This is a genomic window from Neochlamydia sp. S13, from assembly GCF_000648235.2.
Classification (GTDB): domain Bacteria; phylum Chlamydiota; class Chlamydiia; order Chlamydiales; family Parachlamydiaceae; genus Neochlamydia.
In genome coordinates this window covers 302,209-319,998 of the sequence record NZ_AP017977.1, presented here as the reverse complement: position 1 = coordinate 319,998, position 17,790 = coordinate 302,209, and the positions used below count along the sequence as shown (strand labels likewise).

The following is a 17,790-nucleotide window of genomic DNA, read 5'->3' as shown; positions in this document are numbered from 1 at the left end:
GCAGCAGGTTATATGGTGGACTTTTCTTTTTCAAAAAGGGAGCTAATTAATAGCCAGGCTACTCCCACTGTGATACAAGAGTCGGCTACATTAAAGACAGGAAAATCATACCCCCAGAGAACAAAATGAAACATATCTATTACATGCCCATAAAGGAAGGTATCGATAATATTTCCTGCCGCCCCTACGATAATTAATAGAAGAGGTAGCTGCCAGCTTTTATTTCGATTATAAAAAAGAAAATAACCTATCAATCCCCCCATCATGAAGAGGCGCAAGACTAGCAAAAAGTCCTTTAATTCAGCAAACATTCCCCATGCAGCCCCATGATTAATGGCATGATTGATAGAAAACTCCACTCCCAGAAAGTTTTTAAACAGTCCAATTCCTCCATAAGGATACCATAGGAACAAATGATTGGAAATAGGTAGGTAATAATGAGTAAGGTATTTTGTAACAATGTCTACCATTAAAGCGCTACATCCAATGAAAGCTAGCATCTGACATGATAAACAAAGGGTAAAACACTTCATCATGATCAAAGCAAACCTTTTTCCAGCTGCTCCTGGGCTTTTACAGTCATAGTAGCATAAGGAACTGCTTCCAAGCGAGCTAGCGGGATATCTTCACCGGTAAGATCGCAAATTCCATAAGTATTTTCATCAATTTTCTCCAATGCTCTTTCGATCTGTCGAAGAATATGGTATTCACGGCTAGTCACTTCAAGGCTAATGGTTCTATCAAAATCATCCGTGCCTTGATCTGCTTGATGCTGAGAATAACCTGTAGCTTCATCAGGAGTTTTAACTTCAGCAGTCGAACCTTTTAAGATATGGGTTAGCTGGGCGCGCATTTCTTCTAGCTTCTTTTTAAATTGGGCAACCTCATTTTTCTTTAATCCCATGGGGACCTCCTATTAAAATATAACTTTTTAATTTTTTAGACTTTCCGCTAAAGGCTTTTCCGTGGGACAAGCCTGGGAACTTTTATTTAAACTTTCTTTAGGTTGAATGGTTTTAATTGCTTGCATAAGTTCTTCAATATCTTTGAATCGCTTATACACGCAAGCAAACCGAATATAAGCAATCTCATCTAATGCTTGTAAATGCTTCATGGCTATTTCGCCAAGTTCCTTAGTACTGACCACATGAACTTGGCGTTGTGAGAGCTCCTCACTAATTTCGGCAGCCAAAGCAATGACATGGTCATGACTAATAGTTGTATGGCGGCATGCCGCCTCTAAACCATTCACCAGTTTTTGCTGTTGAAAATCTTCATAATGTCCATCACGTTTATGCACTTGTACCGTAAGTTCTACTGTCTCAAAAGTAGTAAACCTTCTTAAGCATCCTAAGCATTCTCTTCTACGCCGAATAGCATTTAGTTCAGCAGCATCGCGCGAATCGATAACCTTAAGCTCACGATGATGGCAAAAAGGACATTTCATTAAACACTCTTTTGTTACAGTTGTGCGTTCATATACATGATTTTTAACTCACATTGCAAGTATAAAATAATATACTTTGAAGCAAATTTTAATCTGTATTTATCGACGTTTTAAGGATCCATAAAAAACACCCATTTTACTCAACTTTTAGAGTATAAGTATACATTTTTATTCAATCCTTCCTTACATTTATTTCATTCCCTTTTTCTATCTCTCAAATGCCCTACATTTATCTTTTAACTTTCTAATGAAAGAATTAAGAAACTACCCTTCAAAAATTTCAAAAATAAATTAAATCATTAAAGTCTTGAGAAGGGATTATCTTTTAGGATAGCTTAAGCCAAGTAGCTTTCTTGGCAAAAGTCTTCCCTAGCATTTTGCTCTTCTAATTATCTTTACTCAATAAACATTAAGATAAAAGGAGGGTCTGTAAGAAGAAAAACTTATAAGGTCGAAAAAGATTCAATAACAGCAACAGCCGCGACTTAAAAAAAAGACCTCCTTCTAAACCCTTAATTTATAATCAAAGGCCAGCAGCCAAGCAAGCAAGAGCATTTAAGACAAAAGACTCTATAGCTACATGGCTCCTCAGTCTATCTGGAAGCCTGTTGCTTATTAGGCTATTACTTTTCCAAGCTGTTCCTCCATTTGTTGGGCATCTCTTTCAGTACTTCTTAAAAGATTAGCTTAAAAAAATATAGCAAATTTGAATGTGATCGCATTAATTGAGAATGGCCGCCAATTTTGCTTTTGCATTTTTTATCAAAAACTAGAAGACCTGGTAATAAACGTGAAAGAGTATCGCTAAGCTTATAGGAAGCTATCCATTCTTCTTTAACTTTCTTTAGCTTTTTGTGCAAACTAAGTTTTATCTTTAGGAGCAAACAAACGCTCCCCTGTAAGCCAGGAAGAAAAATGGATATCTCCGTAATCTTATAACCTGTTAAAGGAGGGATCTACAAAGCTAGGGAAGCCAGTTTAAGAGAGCATAAAAATTAATTTAACCTCTTCTTTTTTTTATTTATAAATGGCTTATGAAGCTAATGAGAAAAGGCTACAGGCTCAAAAGTATAATATTTAAAGATGTTTAATCCATGCTTATCATATTTTTTGGCTCTAGGCTCGCTTAAAAAGCAGGCTTATATGCATATTTAAACGAGCAAATTTTAATGTCTGTAAAAAAAATCATTTTTTTGTTTAAGCTTAAGTAATTGATTTTAAAGGGCTAACGCTTTAACTTTTTTCTTTTTTTAGCTTTTTGCAATATAAAGATGAAATTCCTGCTTGTCAGCAAATTCTTATCTTTTCATAATTCAAGTCATAAGGTGATACTACAAACTCTATTCTATCGTAGTGAATAGGAGAACTGAAAATTACACCTGAAATTATCGCATTACGAACTTTCAAACTAGCAAGCTAGCAAGCGCCTAATATCTCTTATCACCTGTCAGTGTCCTTTTACTAACATTTGAAGGAGGTTATTTATGCCTACTAGAAAATCGTCTGGAGCGACTCGCCAAGAAGCAGGCCAAAAAGGAGCTGAAGCTCGTTCAGGTAGAAGTTCTTCTGATCGTGGTGGACGCGGTGGCCGTGGACATCAAGAGCCTATGAGCCGTCAAGAAGCAGGCCAAAGAGGCGGCAGAGCTGTCTCGGAAAAATATGGGCCAGAATTTTACCAAGAAATTGGACATAAAGGTGGCCAAGCTGTGGCTTCCAAATATGGTCCTGACTTTTATCGCGACATTGGCCACAGAGGAGGAGAAAAGGTAGCTTCCGAACGTGGACATGAATACTATCAAGATATTGGTCATCGAGGCGGACAAAGAGTCGCCGAAGAGTATGGTCCTGACTTTTATCGCGACATTGGCCGAAAAGGTGGCCGTGCCGTCGCTTCTAAATATGGTCCTGACTTTTATCGTGAAATTGGCCACAAAGGAGGAGAAAAAGTAGCTTCCGAACGTGGACATGAGTTCTATCAAGACATTGGTCATAAAGGCGGACAAAGGGTCGCTGAAGAGTATGGCCCTGATTTTTATCGCGAAATTGGCCGAAAAGGCGGTCGTGCCGTCGCTTCTAAATATGGTCCTGACTTCTATCGTGAAATTGGCCACAAAGGAGGAGAAAAAGTAGCCTCCGAACGTGGACATGAGTTCTATCAAGACATTGGTCATAAAGGTGGACAAAGGGTCGCCGAAGAGTATGGCCCTGACTTTTATCGCGAAATTGGCCGAAAAGGTGGTCGTGCCGTCTCTTCTAAATATGGCCCTGACTTCTATCGTGAAATTGGCCACAAAGGAGGAGAAAAAGTAGCCTCCGAACGTGGACCTGAGTTCTATCATGATATTGGTCATAAAGGCGGACAAAGGGTCGCCGAAGAGTATGGTCCTGACTTTTATCGCGAAATTGGCCGAAAAGGTGGCCGTGCCGTCTCTTCTAAATATGGTCCTGAATATTACCGTGAAATAGGCAGCAAAGGAGGCCATGCACGCGGGGGCTATGAGGAAGGTCATGAATCTGATGAAGATTATGAAGAGGAGGATGAAGGTTATAGAGGCCACCGAGGTGAAAGCCATGGCCGCTATCAAAGAGCTGGCTATCACAGCGAGGAGCCTCATCACGGCCATGAATCCGATGAGGATTATGAAGACGAAGATGAAGGCTATAGAAGCCATGGTGGCTACCAAAGTGGCCGTCACGGCGAGGAATCTCATCAAGGCTATGAATCCGATGAGGATTATGAAGATGAAGATGAAGGCCATAGAAGCCAAAGGGGTGCAAGCCATGGCTATAGCCAAAGAAGCCAGCACCAAGGTGCGGAAGCGCATCACGACGAAAGTGATGAAGAAGAAGGCGATGAAGAGTATAGCCACCAAGGTAGTGGCAAGATGAGCCGCCAGGAAGCTGGTCGTAAAGGCGGCCTAGCTACAGCCTCTCATCGTTCTCGCGAAGAGTATAGGGAAATGGGCCGTAAAGGCGGCCTAGCTCGCCGAGAAAATAGATAATAAAATTATTTACTTTCTCAAACAGCAGAAGAAGGGGTTGTTTTTAACAACCCCTTCTCTTTTTCTTCAAAAAAGATTGAGTGTATCAATCATTGCTCGCAAGATTCCAAAATCACGATGGGTATGCTGAAAAACCAGACGTGGTAAATTTAAATGGTCGATTTCCTGGGGTAATGGTCCGCTTTTCTCTATCTTTCCTTCAACAACAAGAAGTTGATAATGCTTATTTAGATACTCTACTTCTCGATCTGTTAGCTCCCTATTTAGACGGATGACAAGCTGTGAACCTACATAGCGACTAGAATGATAATGACGGTAAAACTGTTGGACATGTAAAACGGCATCTTCAACCGAGCGAGCAATGTAAAAAAGATTAAGATCTTCAGGACTAATCCAGCCATTAGCTAACAAATGCTCATCGATATTCATTTTCCAATGAGGCCAATAGACTCCATTTTTACTTTCAACTAGGACTAAAGGCATTAAATTTGCTTTTCCTGTTTGCATAAGAGTTAGCAATTCAAACAATTCGTCCATCGTCCCAAATCCCCCAGGAAAAACAGCTACTGCATCTGAATGAGTTAAGAACATTAACTTGCGTATGAAGAAATAACGAAAAACAATTAATTTAGGGTCGCCTGCAATAACTGTATTAGTGGGTGCCTCAAAAGGCAAACGAATAGAAAGGCCAAAGCTTGATTTTTTCTGAGAACCTTCTAAGCCTGCTTTCATAATTCCATCAGCTCCTCCTGTAATGCACATCCAGCCTAGCTCTGCAATTTGAGTGCTAAAGCTTTTGGCTGCAAAGTAATCAGGATGATTTTCGGGAGTGCGTGCTGATCCAAAAATACTGATACAACGCGACTGCTTAAATTTACTAAAGATGCGATAAGCATGCCGCATCTCTTTTAAGGAGCGATTAATAAGTTTTAATTGTCCGGTATCATTATTCTCGATAAGCAACTTAAGGCTCGTTTCAATCATCTGCGTGACTAGCTCTGCTTCGAACGTATCAGAAGGTTTTCCACACATTTCTATAAGATTTTTAATCGCCAGCTGAGCCTTCTCATCCTTAAGCTCTACCATAAACCTAGCTCCTTTTTTTTCAGTGGCAAACCTATTCTTTTTTTAAGCAGAAAGCCCCTCAATTATCAAGCTAATAACCGCAAAAGAAAATAGCCATGCATAGCAAAATAAGCATTTATGAATCTACAGCAAATATAGCAATCTGCTAAAGAAGCAGGAAAAATATTTGTCTATTTTATAGCTAGCTGCTTGCTTTTTTCTTCCCTACTTATGCACTATAGATGATTAAACGCTCGATAAAATGTTTTATGATTTTCTTATTACCTTTGCTACTCCTTCTTTTCATTTTAATTATTGTCTGGTCCATAAAAAATGGTATCGGTCCTATGCCTACTTCCCCTGCTGTAAAACAGATCTTAATGGACAAGCTGCCATTGCAGGAAAAAGGTCTTATTTATGAGCTAGGCGCAGGATGGGGAACTCTAGCATTCTTGCTTGCTCACAAATATCCTCAATGTACGATTCTAGCTTACGAAAGCTCTCCTATCCCTTATTTTTTTTGCCGCATACGCCATTTCTTTTCGCGTTCACCTCATTTGCATCTTCAGTACCATGATTTTTTTAAAGCTAACCTTACAGACGCCAAGATGATTATCTGCTATCTCTATCCTTTAGCCATGCAGAAATTAAAAAAGAAATTTGAGGAAGAATTACCTAAAGGGGCATGGATAGTCACCCATACCTTCGCTGTTCCTTCTTGGAAAGCTGAGCAAATTATAGAGGTTCCCGACCTTTATTCCACTAAAATCTATATTTATAGATACACCTGATTCATTTTACTCCCTTCTACAACCTAGTAAACAAACTTTTTAGAGCGCTCTGAGGATAAATTTTAGGTAAACTTCAGCTTACCTTAAATAAAAAAACACGCCACTATTTTGATAACTAACTATTTATAATAGAACCCATATTCTCCACGTTTTTTTGTAAGCATCTGAAGCTGAGAGAATTATATAATTTAAATTTAAGAACTAACTTTTATAACACCTTAGAAATCAGCATTTTAAATTTCGGGTGAGGAATATGGGATAGAATATACACGTAGCCTATGCACTTTTCGAAATAATTACCTAGAGGTCGGGATTTTAAAAGATTTAAATAAACTTCGGCGACTCCTTAAATGCTAAAATAAGTTTTCGCTGAGCGAGGAATAGGGATTTTTATGCAAGCATACACCTTAAGCTCTTGCCAATCTCTGTTCTTAAAAATAAAAATATTTCTCTTGCTTCTTCATTACTTTGGCAACATTTCCTATTATTAATGTAGGCAAAAACCACTCTTTTCCATTAATGTATGTAAAAAATAGGCCTTGTTGCGTAAATGATTTAATAGCTCGTATCCCTAAGTTAGCACCCATTGCCCTTTGGGCATTCCAAGCTTTATCATCTTATTCATAACCAAGGATTTGGCATATAATTCTGTTTGTTGATAGGCTAATTTCCTAGAGGGAAAGCCTCCTCCAAAGCTTCTTTTAAAGCGGTACATCGCCGTTTCGGCAAGCGATCTTCTGTGCTAGCCGCAAAGCTTCTTCCAGAGCTACCTGGCCTCCTCATCTTCTCCAAAGCCTTGAATGATTTTTAAAGCATCCTTTCTTTTTTTTTATCCAGGGCTTGTCCTCCTCTTGGCTTAGCCTTCCTCCTCTTTTGGGAGGTACCAAAGGATCTATACCCCGCACATAAGATGATCAACAGAAAGCTTGTCTATCATAAGCGCCATCTCCATAAGCAGTTTGTACACTCTTTGGTAGCTCAAAGATCATTTGGCTTGCCATTGAATCATCGGCTTTATTGCTCTTCGTTAATTCTCTTAAAATAATCTCACTCTAATCTGGGCAAATGGCTAAATGAATTTTTCTCCAAATTCTTCACTTGGTTTTGCCATGTTGGCGCACTTTCCACTCTCCTTCGCCATAGACCTTTACCCCAGTGGAATCAAAGACTCTGTCTGTTGGACGCTTTAAGGCTTAGCTTCTTAAGCTCTTGTCCAAGCTTCTTAGCACGCCTGCAAATGCGGGTATAACAAGGAATAGGCAAACCCAAAGCCAGCAAAGTAATCCGCGATAGCAAAAATCCTCGCAAGGCTTAGGAGGGGCAAATGATAAACCGCTCTAATCATCAGCGCGGATAGGATAGCATCAGCGGAGTAAATTCTTGGGTGTCTCTTCTTACCCGTGCTTTTATTTTCCCTCCATCCTTTAATGGTTTCATCCGAAAGCCATAAAGTTATGCTTCCTCTTTGCACTAAAGCTTTGTGATACTCGGGGCCAATTACGTATGCGGTAGTTAAGCTTTTTTTCCATAGCTTGCTTATATTTTTGTTTTTGTAAACTAATTTTATAGCTCTTAGGCGTTAAAGAGCAATCTTATCGCATACACTTCTTATCATTTACGCAACAACGCCACTTTAAGGCGAAAATGCTTTAAATCATGTTGGACTATATAGTAGGAGATAGCGCTCTCTATACGCAAACTACCTTACAAGTCTTTAAAAGAGAACAAAGCTTATTTGCCACACGTGTGCCCATGCAAATCAAAGAGGCCAAAGAACTTATATGTGAAGCGCCTTACGACAAAACGGTAGAGATAGTAGAGGGCTATCGAGCTCTTAAGAATACCCCTTGCCATGCAGGCGTTGAACTAAAGATGGGCAACCATCTTCAGCTAAGTGGCCTATCTAAGAGAATGCCGTACTTTAGCCAAGCATTACCTTAAGGACAATGAAAAAGAAGCCGAAGCCTTTATTAAGCTCATGCGGTAAGAGTTTTCATGTCCAAACGATGCTAAGCGCCAATTAGATAAGTTTGTAAAAAAACTTAAATATATACAAATTATAGAACCTCGATTTATTGCAACTCAAAAGCATACTACGTCTGGTCGGCCCGAAGCTGCGCAAAAACCTTCTATTATCGCCTACAAGACATAGTAGCTTGCTCTTCGCTTAACAAGTTAGCTAATGCCCTCCTGGTGATAAGGATACGAATTCGTTTGACTTTCTTTTTTAATTTTTTTTATATTGCCTCTAATAAATAAAATGCTGAAAAGTCATCACTACCCAAGGAAATAAAATGCATCCTATCTCTTCGGCCTCCATTGAAAGCTTGCCCAATGAATTGCTACTCCCTATCTTAGAGGCTTGCGTAGTTCCTCCCTTATTTAGCGTCTGTAAAAGATGGCATCATCTGCTGGCTACTGAAGTCATGCCTTCTCTTTATAAAAAAATCGGTAAAGTACATGTTTCCCAAGGGGATATTAGCAAGCAGGCTTTTATTGTAGATAGGATTTATAAGCTGGATGATAGGCTTTCTGAAACAGCAAAGGTAAATGCAATCTTTAAGCAAATCTTTACTTTAGCTAAGTCTTTTTCTTCTTTAGAATTTAAAGAGAAAACAGAAGAAAAAAGAGGCTTAACTCTGGCTAACTATGTCTCTTATCTTATAAATATTAATCGTCTGTTAATGTGGAAAGCACTGCCTGGTGGAGCGGAATACTTAATTCAAGAAAAAATCAAGTATTTACCTTTAGAAAAACAAGGGGAGCTTCTTAGAGGTTGGATTAAAGAAAATTGTAAAAACTTCACGGAATTAGATTTATCTGGAGTAGGCTTGACTTATTTACCCCCAGAAATATGCCAGTTATCTAACCTGCAAACCCTTTCCTTAAATCAAAACCTGCTCACCAGTCTGCCTACAGAAATCAGGCAGCTGTCTCAGCTGAAAGAGCTTGATTTAAACCAAAACCAGCTCACCAGCCTACCTATAGAAATCGGGCAGCTGTCTCAGCTGGAATGGTTTTACTTAGATCAAAACCAGCTCACGAGCCTTCCTGCAGAAATCGGGCAATTGTCTCAGCTGCAAAGGCTTTCCTTGAATCAAAACCAGCTCACGAGCCTACCTATAGAAATCGGGCAGCTGTCTCAGCTGGAATGGTTTTACTTAGATCAAAACCAGCTCACGAGCCTTCCTGCAGAAATCGGGCAATTGTCTCAGCTGCAAAGGCTTTCCTTGAATCAAAACCAGCTCACGAGCCTACCTATAGAAATCGGGCAGCTGTCTCAGCTGGAATGGTTTTACTTAGATCAAAACCAGCTCACGAGCCTTCCTGCAGAAATCGGGCAATTGTCTCAGCTGCAAAGGCTTTCCTTGAATCAAAACCAGCTCACGAGCCTACCTATAGAAATCAGGCAGCTGTCTCAGCTGGAATGGTTTTACTTAGATCAAAACCAGCTCACGAGCCTTCCTGCAGAAATCGGGCAATTGTCTCAGCTGGAATGGTTTTACTTAGATCAAAACCAGCTCACGAGCCTTCCTGCAGAAATCGGGCAATTGTCTCAGCTGCAATATCTTTACTTAACTCAAAACCAGCTCACCAGTCTGCCTGCAGAAATCGGGCAATTGTCTCAGCTGCAATATCTTTACTTAACTCAAAACCAGCTCACGAGCCTTCCTGCAGAAATCGGGCAATTGTCTCAGCTGCAAAGGCTTTCCTTGAATCAAAACCAGCTCACCAGCCTACCTATAGAAATCGGGCAATTGTCTCAGCTGGAATGGTTTTACTTAGATCAAAACCAGCTCACGAGCCTTCCTGCAGAAATCGGGCAATTGTCTCAGCTGCAAAGGCTTGAATTAAATCATAACCAGCTCACCAGCCTGCCTACAGAAATCGGGCAATTGTCTCAGCTGCTAAGGCTTTCCTTGAATCAAAACCAGCTCTCCAGCCTTCCTGCAGAAATCGGGCAGCTGCCTCAGCTTACCGAGCTTGAATTAGCGGAAAATCCTTTGAAAAATATTCCAGAAAAAATAAGGCAGCGTTTTCAATTGTAGAGTGGCCATAAGTACTTTTAAATTGGGAGGGGCTAAAATGAAATAAAAACTTTTAGCCATTTTATCTTTAAACAAATAATCCGCACTTACATCAAAACCAGCTCTCCATTCTGACAGCAGAAATCGGGCAGATATCCAAGCTGCAAAAGCTCCACTTAAGAGGCAACCTGCTTACCATCCTTCCTATCATCTTATGTGCGGGTATAGATCCTTTGGTACCTCCAAGAAGAGGAGGAAGGCTAAGTCAAGAGGCGGACAAACCCTGGATGAAAAAAAAGAAAGGATGCTTTAAAATCATTCAAGGCTTTGGAAGAGATGAGGAGGCCAGGCAGCTCTGGAAGAAGCTTTGCGGCTATCACAGAAGATCGCTTGCCGAAACGGCGATGTATCGCTTTATAAGAAGCTTTGGAGGAGACTTTCCCTCTAGGAAATTAGCCTATCAACAAGCAGAATTATATGCCAAATCCTTGGCTATGAACAAGAGGACAAAACTTGAAATGCCCAAGGCAATGGGTGCTAACTTATGTGATATATCTTTAGAGGAGCTATTAGATCATTTACGCAACAAGGCCTAAAAAATACCAAGCTCTTTTTTGAAAGCTAATAAAAAAACTATGACTTTATATGCATAATGAATACTCCAGCAATAAACACTCCTCTTTAATCCATTTTCTTAAAAACTTAAGAGATGAGATTATCATCGCTTTTGAAACATTTGAAAATAGCAATCGTTTTACAAGGAAACCATGGCAACATTCCACAGGGGGAGGGGGTGAAATCTCTATTTTACGAGGAGAAGTTTTTGAAAAAGCAGCAGTTAATTGGTCGGGAGTCTATGGGCCTCATTTTCCTATGAGTGAGAGCTCCGGGCCTTTTTTTGCTACGGGAGTAAGCTTGATTACTCACATGGTCAACCCTCACGCACCAACCGTCCATATGAACATTCGCTACATCGAAACGCAAGAACGCTCATGGTTTGGAGGAGGCTTTGATTTAACTCCCATGGGCTTTAGCTATGCCGAGGATACTGCTCACTTTCATCAAACAACTCAAGAGTTTCTAAACTCTATCGATCCTACTCTATATCCTAACTTTTCGCAAAATGCTCGTGAGTACTTTTATATCCCCCATCGTCATAAAGAACGGGGGGTGGGAGGCATTTTTTTTGACCATTATAACAGCGGCGATTATGAAAAAGATCTACACCTATGGCAAATGGTAGGAAAGCAATTTTTAGCAGCAATCCTTCCTATCTACATAAAACGCGTACCTCTTCCTTATTCTGCTCAAGAGAAAGAAAAGCAGCTAGAAGCTCGAGCTCATTATGTAGAATTTAATTTAATGTATGACCGAGGAACAAAATTCGGATTTCAATCTGGAGGCAATCCTGAAGCCATTTTATGCTCGCTGCCCCCATTAGCCAAGTGGTAGCTTGATTGTCACCTCTTAAGCCTATTTCTTTACAGCCAGGGTGGATATTTTTTTTCCTTAAGCGATTGAGAAATCGACAAAAAAGCTAAGTTTCAAGATATAAGCACTTAAGAGGAATATGCATAAAATCTAATCCTTCGCCATCGCCTGGCCAGCAATCCAACCCGTTGTCCAAGCATTCTGAAAGTTAAAGCCACCTGTGACTCCATCAATATCCAGTACTTCGCCAGCAAAAAATAAGCCAGGGCATTTTTTACTTTCCATAGTTTTGAAATTAACATCATCGAGATGCACTCCCCCGCAAGTCACAAACTCCTCTTTAAAAATTGTTTTCCCTTGAATGTTAAAAGTAGAATTCTGTAACAATTCTAGTAGCGCATTTAAATGAACTTTTGATAGATAGGAACAGCGCATGTCATACGGGATGCCAGCCATGATAGTAAGCTTTTTCCAAAGATTTTTTGGAAGAGCTACAGGACTGTCTGAAGAAATTAATTTGACAGGATTTTTTACTTTATAATTGCCTAAGCATGCTGCTAGGGTCTCTTTATTCATCTCTGGCAACCAGTTAACTACTAAGGTAGCTTGATAATTCATGCCATGCAAGATTCTTGCACCCCAAGCTGATAGCTTTAATACTGCTGGTCCACTAAATCCCCAATGAGTAAGCAAGAGAGGACCTGTTTGCTTAAGATCAGTGTGCTGAATACGTAAGCCCACATTAGAAATCGACATGCCGGCAAGGTCTAGCAAGGGAGAATTAGGAACATTAAAAGTAAATAATGAGGGCACCGGAGGCACAATCTGATGTCCTAAAGCGGCTAATAATTCATACATTTTAGAGTTACTCCCTGTGGCAAACAGTAACTTTTTACACTCTACCACTGAGCCATTCGTAAGGTGAATAACAAACCCCGCCGATTGGACCTCAATTTTTTCAATTCCACTCTCTGTACGAACCTCTACATGGGCAGCTTTGGCAGCACGCATTAAACAGTCTATAATGGTAGCAGAATCATCCGTAAGGGGAAATAGGCGCCCATCTTCTTCTACCTTTAACTCCACGTGACGCTCTTTAAACCACTGAATAGTATCTCGAGGTTGAAAACGAGTGAAAGGACCAAGTAAAGCTTGGCTTCCGCGTGGATAATTTTTTACTAAAGCTACTGGGTCAAAGCAAGCATGCGTGACATTGCAGCGCCCGCCCCCTGAAATGCGCACTTTAGATAAAAGCTGTCTATTCTTTTCTAAAAGAATCACTTTTTTGGCTATACAAGCTTGCGCGCATGCAATGGCTCCGAAAAAGCCTGCAGCTCCCCCACCTACTACCACAAGATAATCTTTTATATGATTGGCATTTAAATTTTTAGGCATTTGAGAAGCGTGTTGTAGGTATGCTTATGTGAACCATTTGAAAAGAGGTTTAAGCACAACTTATATTTTTGTAAAGCGTCGTTTATAAGTTAGCCCGCAAAGGCAATTTTCTTATAAAGGAAATAATTGCCTGCATGCTGCTCGAAGGTTGTAACTTACTTTTGACAAGCCAGTTTACCCGAGCATTCATTTGTTTTTCAAGAAAGCCTAACATTTAGGAAAAATTCTTGTTAAACTTTACATTGCAAGCTTGACCAGCTAACCAAGAAAAGGCTTTTTAAATTAAAGGAGATGCGAGGGATAAAAGAGCAAGGGTATTTAACAGAGGATAAACATTCCTATAGGCTAAAAAACTTTACTTCTTATGTTCTTAAAAATGATCAGTTGTCCGATATTGATAACATTAAGTCTTTTTCATACACTCATTAAGCTTAAAAAAATTTCACAAGGCCCCCTTCATGCTCTTTACTTTAGAAAAAGTTGTACAGCAATATATCAAACTTGATTTTCCTTTACACTCAAGAATTCATAAACTTAAAAGCTATAGCTCTTCCCACCTTCATTGTTATATTAAGCGAGATGATGAGCTAGGGCTCATGGGCTCTAAAACAAGAAAATTTAGCTCGTTAATGACCTTTTTGATTCATCAAAAAGCTAAGACAGCAATTGTCATTGGAGGTATTAACTCAAATCATGTATTAGGCATTTCTCAGCTCTTAATTGAAAATCAAATCCAGCCTTTTCTTTTCCTATGCAAAAGCCATCAACAGAGGCTAAAAGGTAACGCTCTTCTCACCCAGCTACTCGTTCCCAAGCATCAAATTCATTGGATAGAAAGACAAGATTGGCCAACGGTCTATAAAGCTGCCTTGGATTTTGCAGATCTGCAAGGCAATCAAAGCACCTACATCATTCCTGAAGGAGGATGCATGCCAGAATCTTTTCCAGGAGCGCTTACACTTCCTATGGATATCCTTTATAATGAGTTCCAAGAACAGATCCTTTTTAATCATATTTTTGTGGATAGCGGAACAGGCCTTACCGCAATTGCCTTAATAGTAGGCCTGGCTTTTTTACAGCATTCAGCACATGTACATGTGGTTTTAATGGCGGGCAAGGAAGACGAATTTCTAGATAATTTAAAATGTTACCATCAACATTTTGAAAAACTTGTTAAATTACCTTGTCGGATGCCTACTCATTTCTCTTTATGTCGCCCCCATCAAGCAAAATCTTTTGGTGCGACCTCGGCAAAAACCTTTAAAGACATTCATGAGATAGCCCAAACAGAAGGAGTTCTTTGTGATCCTATCTATAACGTCAAACTTTTTAAAGAAGCCCAACGGATCATTCAACAAAAAAATTTAAAAGGAAAAGCCTTGGTAATACAGTCAGGTGGAACTTTATCGTTGCTGGGTTTTTTATAATTTCTATGCTATGACTTTTTAAGTTAAAGAAAATTAGCATCTTTACTTTAGGGCTCCTTTCCTACCAATTATTCTGGTTATTCTGGTTATACCGAAAAGGCAAACTTTACCCCTCCATGAAATTATATGCTTATACTACTCACTCGGCCTCTTTTCTTTAAATCAATAGGTATACTTTTGATTAACACTTAACTAAATTCCCCTAATTTTCATCAGTTTTCTACAGGCACACAAAGCAATTCTTATAGCCTCACATATCAACCCGAGTGTTGAGAGAGTGGTAACCTGTATGAAAAACAGTGAAAAAATTACTTTGCCAATAATAAATTTTTCCTAAGGTAAGCAAGAAGTAGATGTACTGAGTCTATATACATTTAGATTGACTTATCAATAAATGCTACTCCCTTATACTCCTAATGATCCTATTAGATAGCCTTGAAAGTAAGGAGTTTATAGGATAGTTAAGCGACAGGAACAACCAACAGCCTTTTTGGCAACAGTATCCCCACCCTCCTTTCTCCTAGCTCTTTTATCTCTTTATATCTAAATTTTCAAAAAGGATTTGAAAATAAAATATTATTATAGAATATTGGAGCGAGGATTCCTTAAACTTTATTCCAAAGGAGAACAATTATATGGAACTTACTAACGTAAATATTTGGGTAGTACTAGTATGCACGATGATTAACAACTTTTTAGCCTCTATTTGGTATTCCCGTAAAGTTTTAGGCGATGCTTGGGCCAAAGAACACGGCTTTAATGTGGAGCTATTGAAACCAACTCCTTGGCATTTTGCAGGCGCTTTTCTGGATGCTTTTATTTTATGTTTTGTCTTGAATATGTTCTTCAATAATTTTGCCATCCATGGCATGGGAAATGGCATGACTATAGGCTTTCTTATCTGGCTAGGTTTTATTGCAACGACTCATTTCTCTGGCGTCATATGGGCTAAGAAGCCTTTTAAGGCTTATTTGATAGATTCAGGATATTTACTCTTGAATTTGATTTTGATTGGTGCAATCATGGGTACCTGGCAGTAATTTAGCAAATTAAAATGCATGAGGTTGATTGTGAAAAATAAGACACTTACTTTAATCCTAGGAATGATAGCTATTTGTGGGTCTATGGATGCACATAGCGAAGAGGCTGTTTGTCATAAATGTGAAAAAGTTCGGGAGTATAATGCTGCCCATCCTGAAAATAATTATTATTGGTATGACGATTACTTAAAAGAGAAGAAAGAAGAGAGTCAGGGAGCTAAACCTCAAAAGGAACCTACCTCGACCTCTAAATTATAGCGGACTTATCCATAGCTATATTTAGCTTAATCATAAGGGCGAAAAGTTAAAAAAACCTTTCCTTTATTAGATAAAAAAGCTTTTTAACGTCAATCTAAAAAGCTTTTTTATCTATGAACCTATCCCGCTTACCAGCCTATCCAACACATTATAAGACTAAAATTTAATAATCCTTTCCACCATTTCACTTGTCTTTCCCATCGCACAACGGTTCTTCTAAACTTCCGTTGTAGCCAAGATATTGCCCTTTCAACTTGCCATCTCCATTTCTTAAGGTGGCAGATAACTATCTCAGCTTTCTTGATAGCCCCCATCCTTTGCCTAGGTATAAACAAATATATTTTTCTTTTTAGCAACTATCCTCAATTTCCTCAGAGTTGTATCCTTTATCAGCTTCTAAAATAAGGATGAGTTAACGGAATTCTTAGAGTCTCCGTAGCTTATCCCCCGGATCAATCAGCTTTTCCACCTGTTTCCTTTCATCCTTCAGCACTGGTTACTTCAAAACTTAAAGGGCTGCCATTATCGTCTACTAAAAGATGGGTAGGCTTGTCTTTACCCTTGTGACCATAGTCTACTAGCTTACCGCCTCCTTTTCCCCCTGAAAAAAAACCATCAATGGCTAGTCTCTCCCCATTAATCATTCTTCGCTACTAAGCTATTTGCTGAGCTGCTATACGTTGAATGTCTTTATCTTTTTTGAGCTCTTCGCTCGCTGAATGAATTGCCCTGCCATTTTGCCGTACTGCTGCAAGTACAATTTCTTTATCATTTTTAAGCTTTTCGCTAGCAAATTGAAGTGCCGAGCCTTCTTGCTGAACTGCTGCAAGTACAATCTCTTTATCATTTTTAAGCTCCTCACTAGCAAATTGAAGCGCCGAGCCTTTTTGTTGAACTGCTGCAAGTACAATATGCTTATCATTTTTAAGCTCTTCGCTAGCAAATTGAAGTGCCCAGCCTTCTTGCTGAACTGCTGCAAGCACGATCTCTTTATCATTTTTAAGCTCTTCACTCGCATATTTTAACATGCCACCTTCTACCTTGACAATAGCATGTACACAGCTTTTGTTCTTCATAAAGATATCTATAATTTCATCTTCATTATTTTTTCTAAACTCTTGTCCAACATACTGAAGGGCTAACTTATTTTCTATAAAAGCAGCAACTATAACGTCTTCATCGTTTTTAAGATCCTCACTAGCGTATTGAAGCGCTAAACCATTCTGCTTAACAGCAACAAGTACGACTTCCTTATCCTGCTTTAATTCTGGGCTAGCATATTGAAGCGCTAAACCATTTTGCTTAACAGCAATAAGTACGACTTCCTTATCTTGCTTTAATTCTGAGCTAGCGTACTTAAGTCCTAAGCCTTTTTGAGAAAGCCTCCTAAGCATGTAGCTTTTATCCCTCATGCTATAGCGATAGAAGTCATATACCCCTACAATAATATTTCCTAAAACAGGAATTAATAAAACTACACACCGCTTAAAACTTTTTCGATCCAGATAATCATAGTAATGACTTAGAGTAACATTTTTTTTAAAATTTAAAAGAACGCATTTTTGAAAAATATTTACTAAATTAGTTATGCTACTTACTACAGGCACATAGTCCAACTTATTATCCATAGTCGCACATAGCTTAGATAAAAAATTTATTTCCACACCGACCTCAAAATTAGATTTAAATTTAATTCTTTATCCCTTAAGAGAAGGGAAGATTAATAATAAGCTATTTCTATATAAAACGAAAATATTTAATTTAAAGATTAAAATTCAATAAAAACAAATCCATCTCCTAATAAGAAACTTGGGCCAGGCGTTTATAATTTTTGGCAATCTTTTAGTAAGGCAGCATTACTTTCTAAAAAAATTTACATGCTAGGAGCATAAGTTATCTGCCTTGC

The 17,790-nt window shown here is 39.0% G+C and carries 17 protein-coding genes; 9 read left to right on the top strand and 8 right to left on the bottom strand.

All coding sequences use genetic code 11. The features are described 5' to 3' along the window. Nucleotides 1–8: 8 nt before the first annotated feature. From lspA to nrdR, 3 genes are read right to left on the bottom strand one after another with little or no spacing between them, the layout of a single operon-like run. The gene (gene lspA, locus TY21_RS01230; protein ID WP_232044374.1) at nt 9–536 is read right to left on the bottom strand and encodes a signal peptidase II; all 528 of its coding nucleotides are present in this window, start codon (nt 534–536) and stop codon (nt 9–11) included. Nucleotides 537–538: 2 nt separating this feature from the next. Continuing rightward, entirely contained in the window at nt 539–904 is a 366-nt protein-coding gene (locus tag TY21_RS01225; RefSeq protein WP_042243749.1) for a TraR/DksA family transcriptional regulator, read from the bottom strand. A 27-nt stretch (nt 905–931) separates the two neighbouring features. Beyond that, a complete protein-coding gene (nrdR, locus tag TY21_RS01220; RefSeq protein ID WP_042243746.1) occupies nt 932–1,447 on the bottom strand; it encodes a transcriptional regulator NrdR in 516 nt (171 codons plus the stop codon). A gap of 1,484 nt (nt 1,448–2,931) precedes the next feature. Here nrdR and TY21_RS01215 point away from each other — a divergent pair. Beyond that, the gene (locus TY21_RS01215) at nt 2,932–4,449 is read left to right on the top strand and encodes a KGG domain-containing protein (protein WP_052354646.1); all 1,518 of its coding nucleotides are present in this window, start codon (nt 2,932–2,934) and stop codon (nt 4,447–4,449) included. 66 nt (nt 4,450–4,515) lie between these two features. Here the strand turns inward: TY21_RS01215 and TY21_RS01210 are convergent, their stop codons facing one another. Next, a complete protein-coding gene (locus TY21_RS01210) occupies nt 4,516–5,535 on the bottom strand; it encodes an LOG family protein (protein WP_042243741.1) in 1,020 nt (339 codons plus the stop codon). Nucleotides 5,536–5,861: 326 nt separating this feature from the next. On the opposite strand from TY21_RS01210, the gene TY21_RS01205 reads away from it, so the two are divergent. Next, complete coding sequence (locus tag TY21_RS01205; RefSeq protein WP_232044373.1) at nt 5,862–6,305, top strand: SAM-dependent methyltransferase; 444 nt, start codon at nt 5,862–5,864, stop codon at nt 6,303–6,305. Nucleotides 6,306–7,527: 1,222 nt separating this feature from the next. Here the strand turns inward: TY21_RS01205 and TY21_RS11785 are convergent. Beyond that, a complete protein-coding gene (locus TY21_RS11785) occupies nt 7,528–7,776 on the bottom strand; it encodes a transposase (RefSeq protein WP_158622998.1) in 249 nt (82 codons plus the stop codon). Between the two features lie 185 nt (nt 7,777–7,961). Between TY21_RS11785 and TY21_RS01195 the strand changes: the two genes are divergently transcribed. The 4 genes from TY21_RS01195 to hemF all read left to right on the top strand — a co-directional run bounded on the left by TY21_RS01195 (nt 7,962) and on the right by hemF (nt 11,785). Next, nucleotides 7,962–8,246 carry a hypothetical protein gene (locus TY21_RS01195; RefSeq protein WP_042239390.1) on the top strand — a complete coding sequence of 95 codons (285 nt, stop codon included), beginning with the start codon at nt 7,962–7,964 and terminating at the stop codon, nt 8,244–8,246. Nucleotides 8,247–8,599: 353 nt separating this feature from the next. Next, complete coding sequence (locus TY21_RS01190) at nt 8,600–10,354, top strand: leucine-rich repeat domain-containing protein (protein WP_130589463.1); 1,755 nt, start codon at nt 8,600–8,602, stop codon at nt 10,352–10,354. Between the two features lie 266 nt (nt 10,355–10,620). After that, nucleotides 10,621–10,929, top strand: a complete 309-nt coding sequence (locus tag TY21_RS01185) for a hypothetical protein (RefSeq protein ID WP_052354667.1) — start codon at nt 10,621–10,623, stop codon at nt 10,927–10,929. Nucleotides 10,930–10,978: 49 nt separating this feature from the next. Continuing rightward, complete coding sequence (hemF, locus tag TY21_RS01180) at nt 10,979–11,785, top strand: oxygen-dependent coproporphyrinogen oxidase (RefSeq protein ID WP_042243995.1); 807 nt, start codon at nt 10,979–10,981, stop codon at nt 11,783–11,785. Between the two features lie 129 nt (nt 11,786–11,914). Here hemF and TY21_RS01175 read toward each other — a convergent pair whose 3' ends face one another. Beyond that, nucleotides 11,915–13,159: an NAD(P)/FAD-dependent oxidoreductase gene (locus TY21_RS01175; protein ID WP_042243993.1), complete on the bottom strand. Its 1,245-nt coding sequence runs from the start codon at nt 13,157–13,159 to the stop codon at nt 11,915–11,917. 458 nt (nt 13,160–13,617) lie between these two features. Between TY21_RS01175 and TY21_RS01170 the strand changes: the two genes are divergently transcribed. From TY21_RS01170 to TY21_RS01160, 3 genes are all read left to right on the top strand, one after another. Next, nucleotides 13,618–14,586: a pyridoxal-phosphate dependent enzyme gene (locus tag TY21_RS01170; protein ID WP_042243991.1), complete on the top strand. Its 969-nt coding sequence runs from the start codon at nt 13,618–13,620 to the stop codon at nt 14,584–14,586. Nucleotides 14,587–15,221: 635 nt separating this feature from the next. Beyond that, on the top strand, nt 15,222–15,626 hold the full coding sequence (locus TY21_RS01165) for a DUF1761 domain-containing protein (protein ID WP_042243989.1): 405 nt from the start codon (nt 15,222–15,224) through the stop codon (nt 15,624–15,626). A 30-nt stretch (nt 15,627–15,656) separates the two neighbouring features. Continuing rightward, complete coding sequence (locus tag TY21_RS01160; protein ID WP_044881832.1) at nt 15,657–15,884, top strand: hypothetical protein; 228 nt, start codon at nt 15,657–15,659, stop codon at nt 15,882–15,884. 479 nt (nt 15,885–16,363) lie between these two features. Here the strand turns inward: TY21_RS01160 and TY21_RS10910 are convergent, their stop codons facing one another. Both TY21_RS10910 and TY21_RS01155 read right to left on the bottom strand, forming a co-directional pair. Continuing rightward, entirely contained in the window at nt 16,364–16,528 is a 165-nt protein-coding gene (locus TY21_RS10910; protein WP_158622997.1) for a hypothetical protein, read from the bottom strand. A gap of 9 nt (nt 16,529–16,537) precedes the next feature. Next, the gene (locus TY21_RS01155; RefSeq protein WP_130589462.1) at nt 16,538–17,548 is read right to left on the bottom strand and encodes a DUF4116 domain-containing protein; all 1,011 of its coding nucleotides are present in this window, start codon (nt 17,546–17,548) and stop codon (nt 16,538–16,540) included. Nucleotides 17,549–17,790 lie beyond the last annotated feature (242 nt).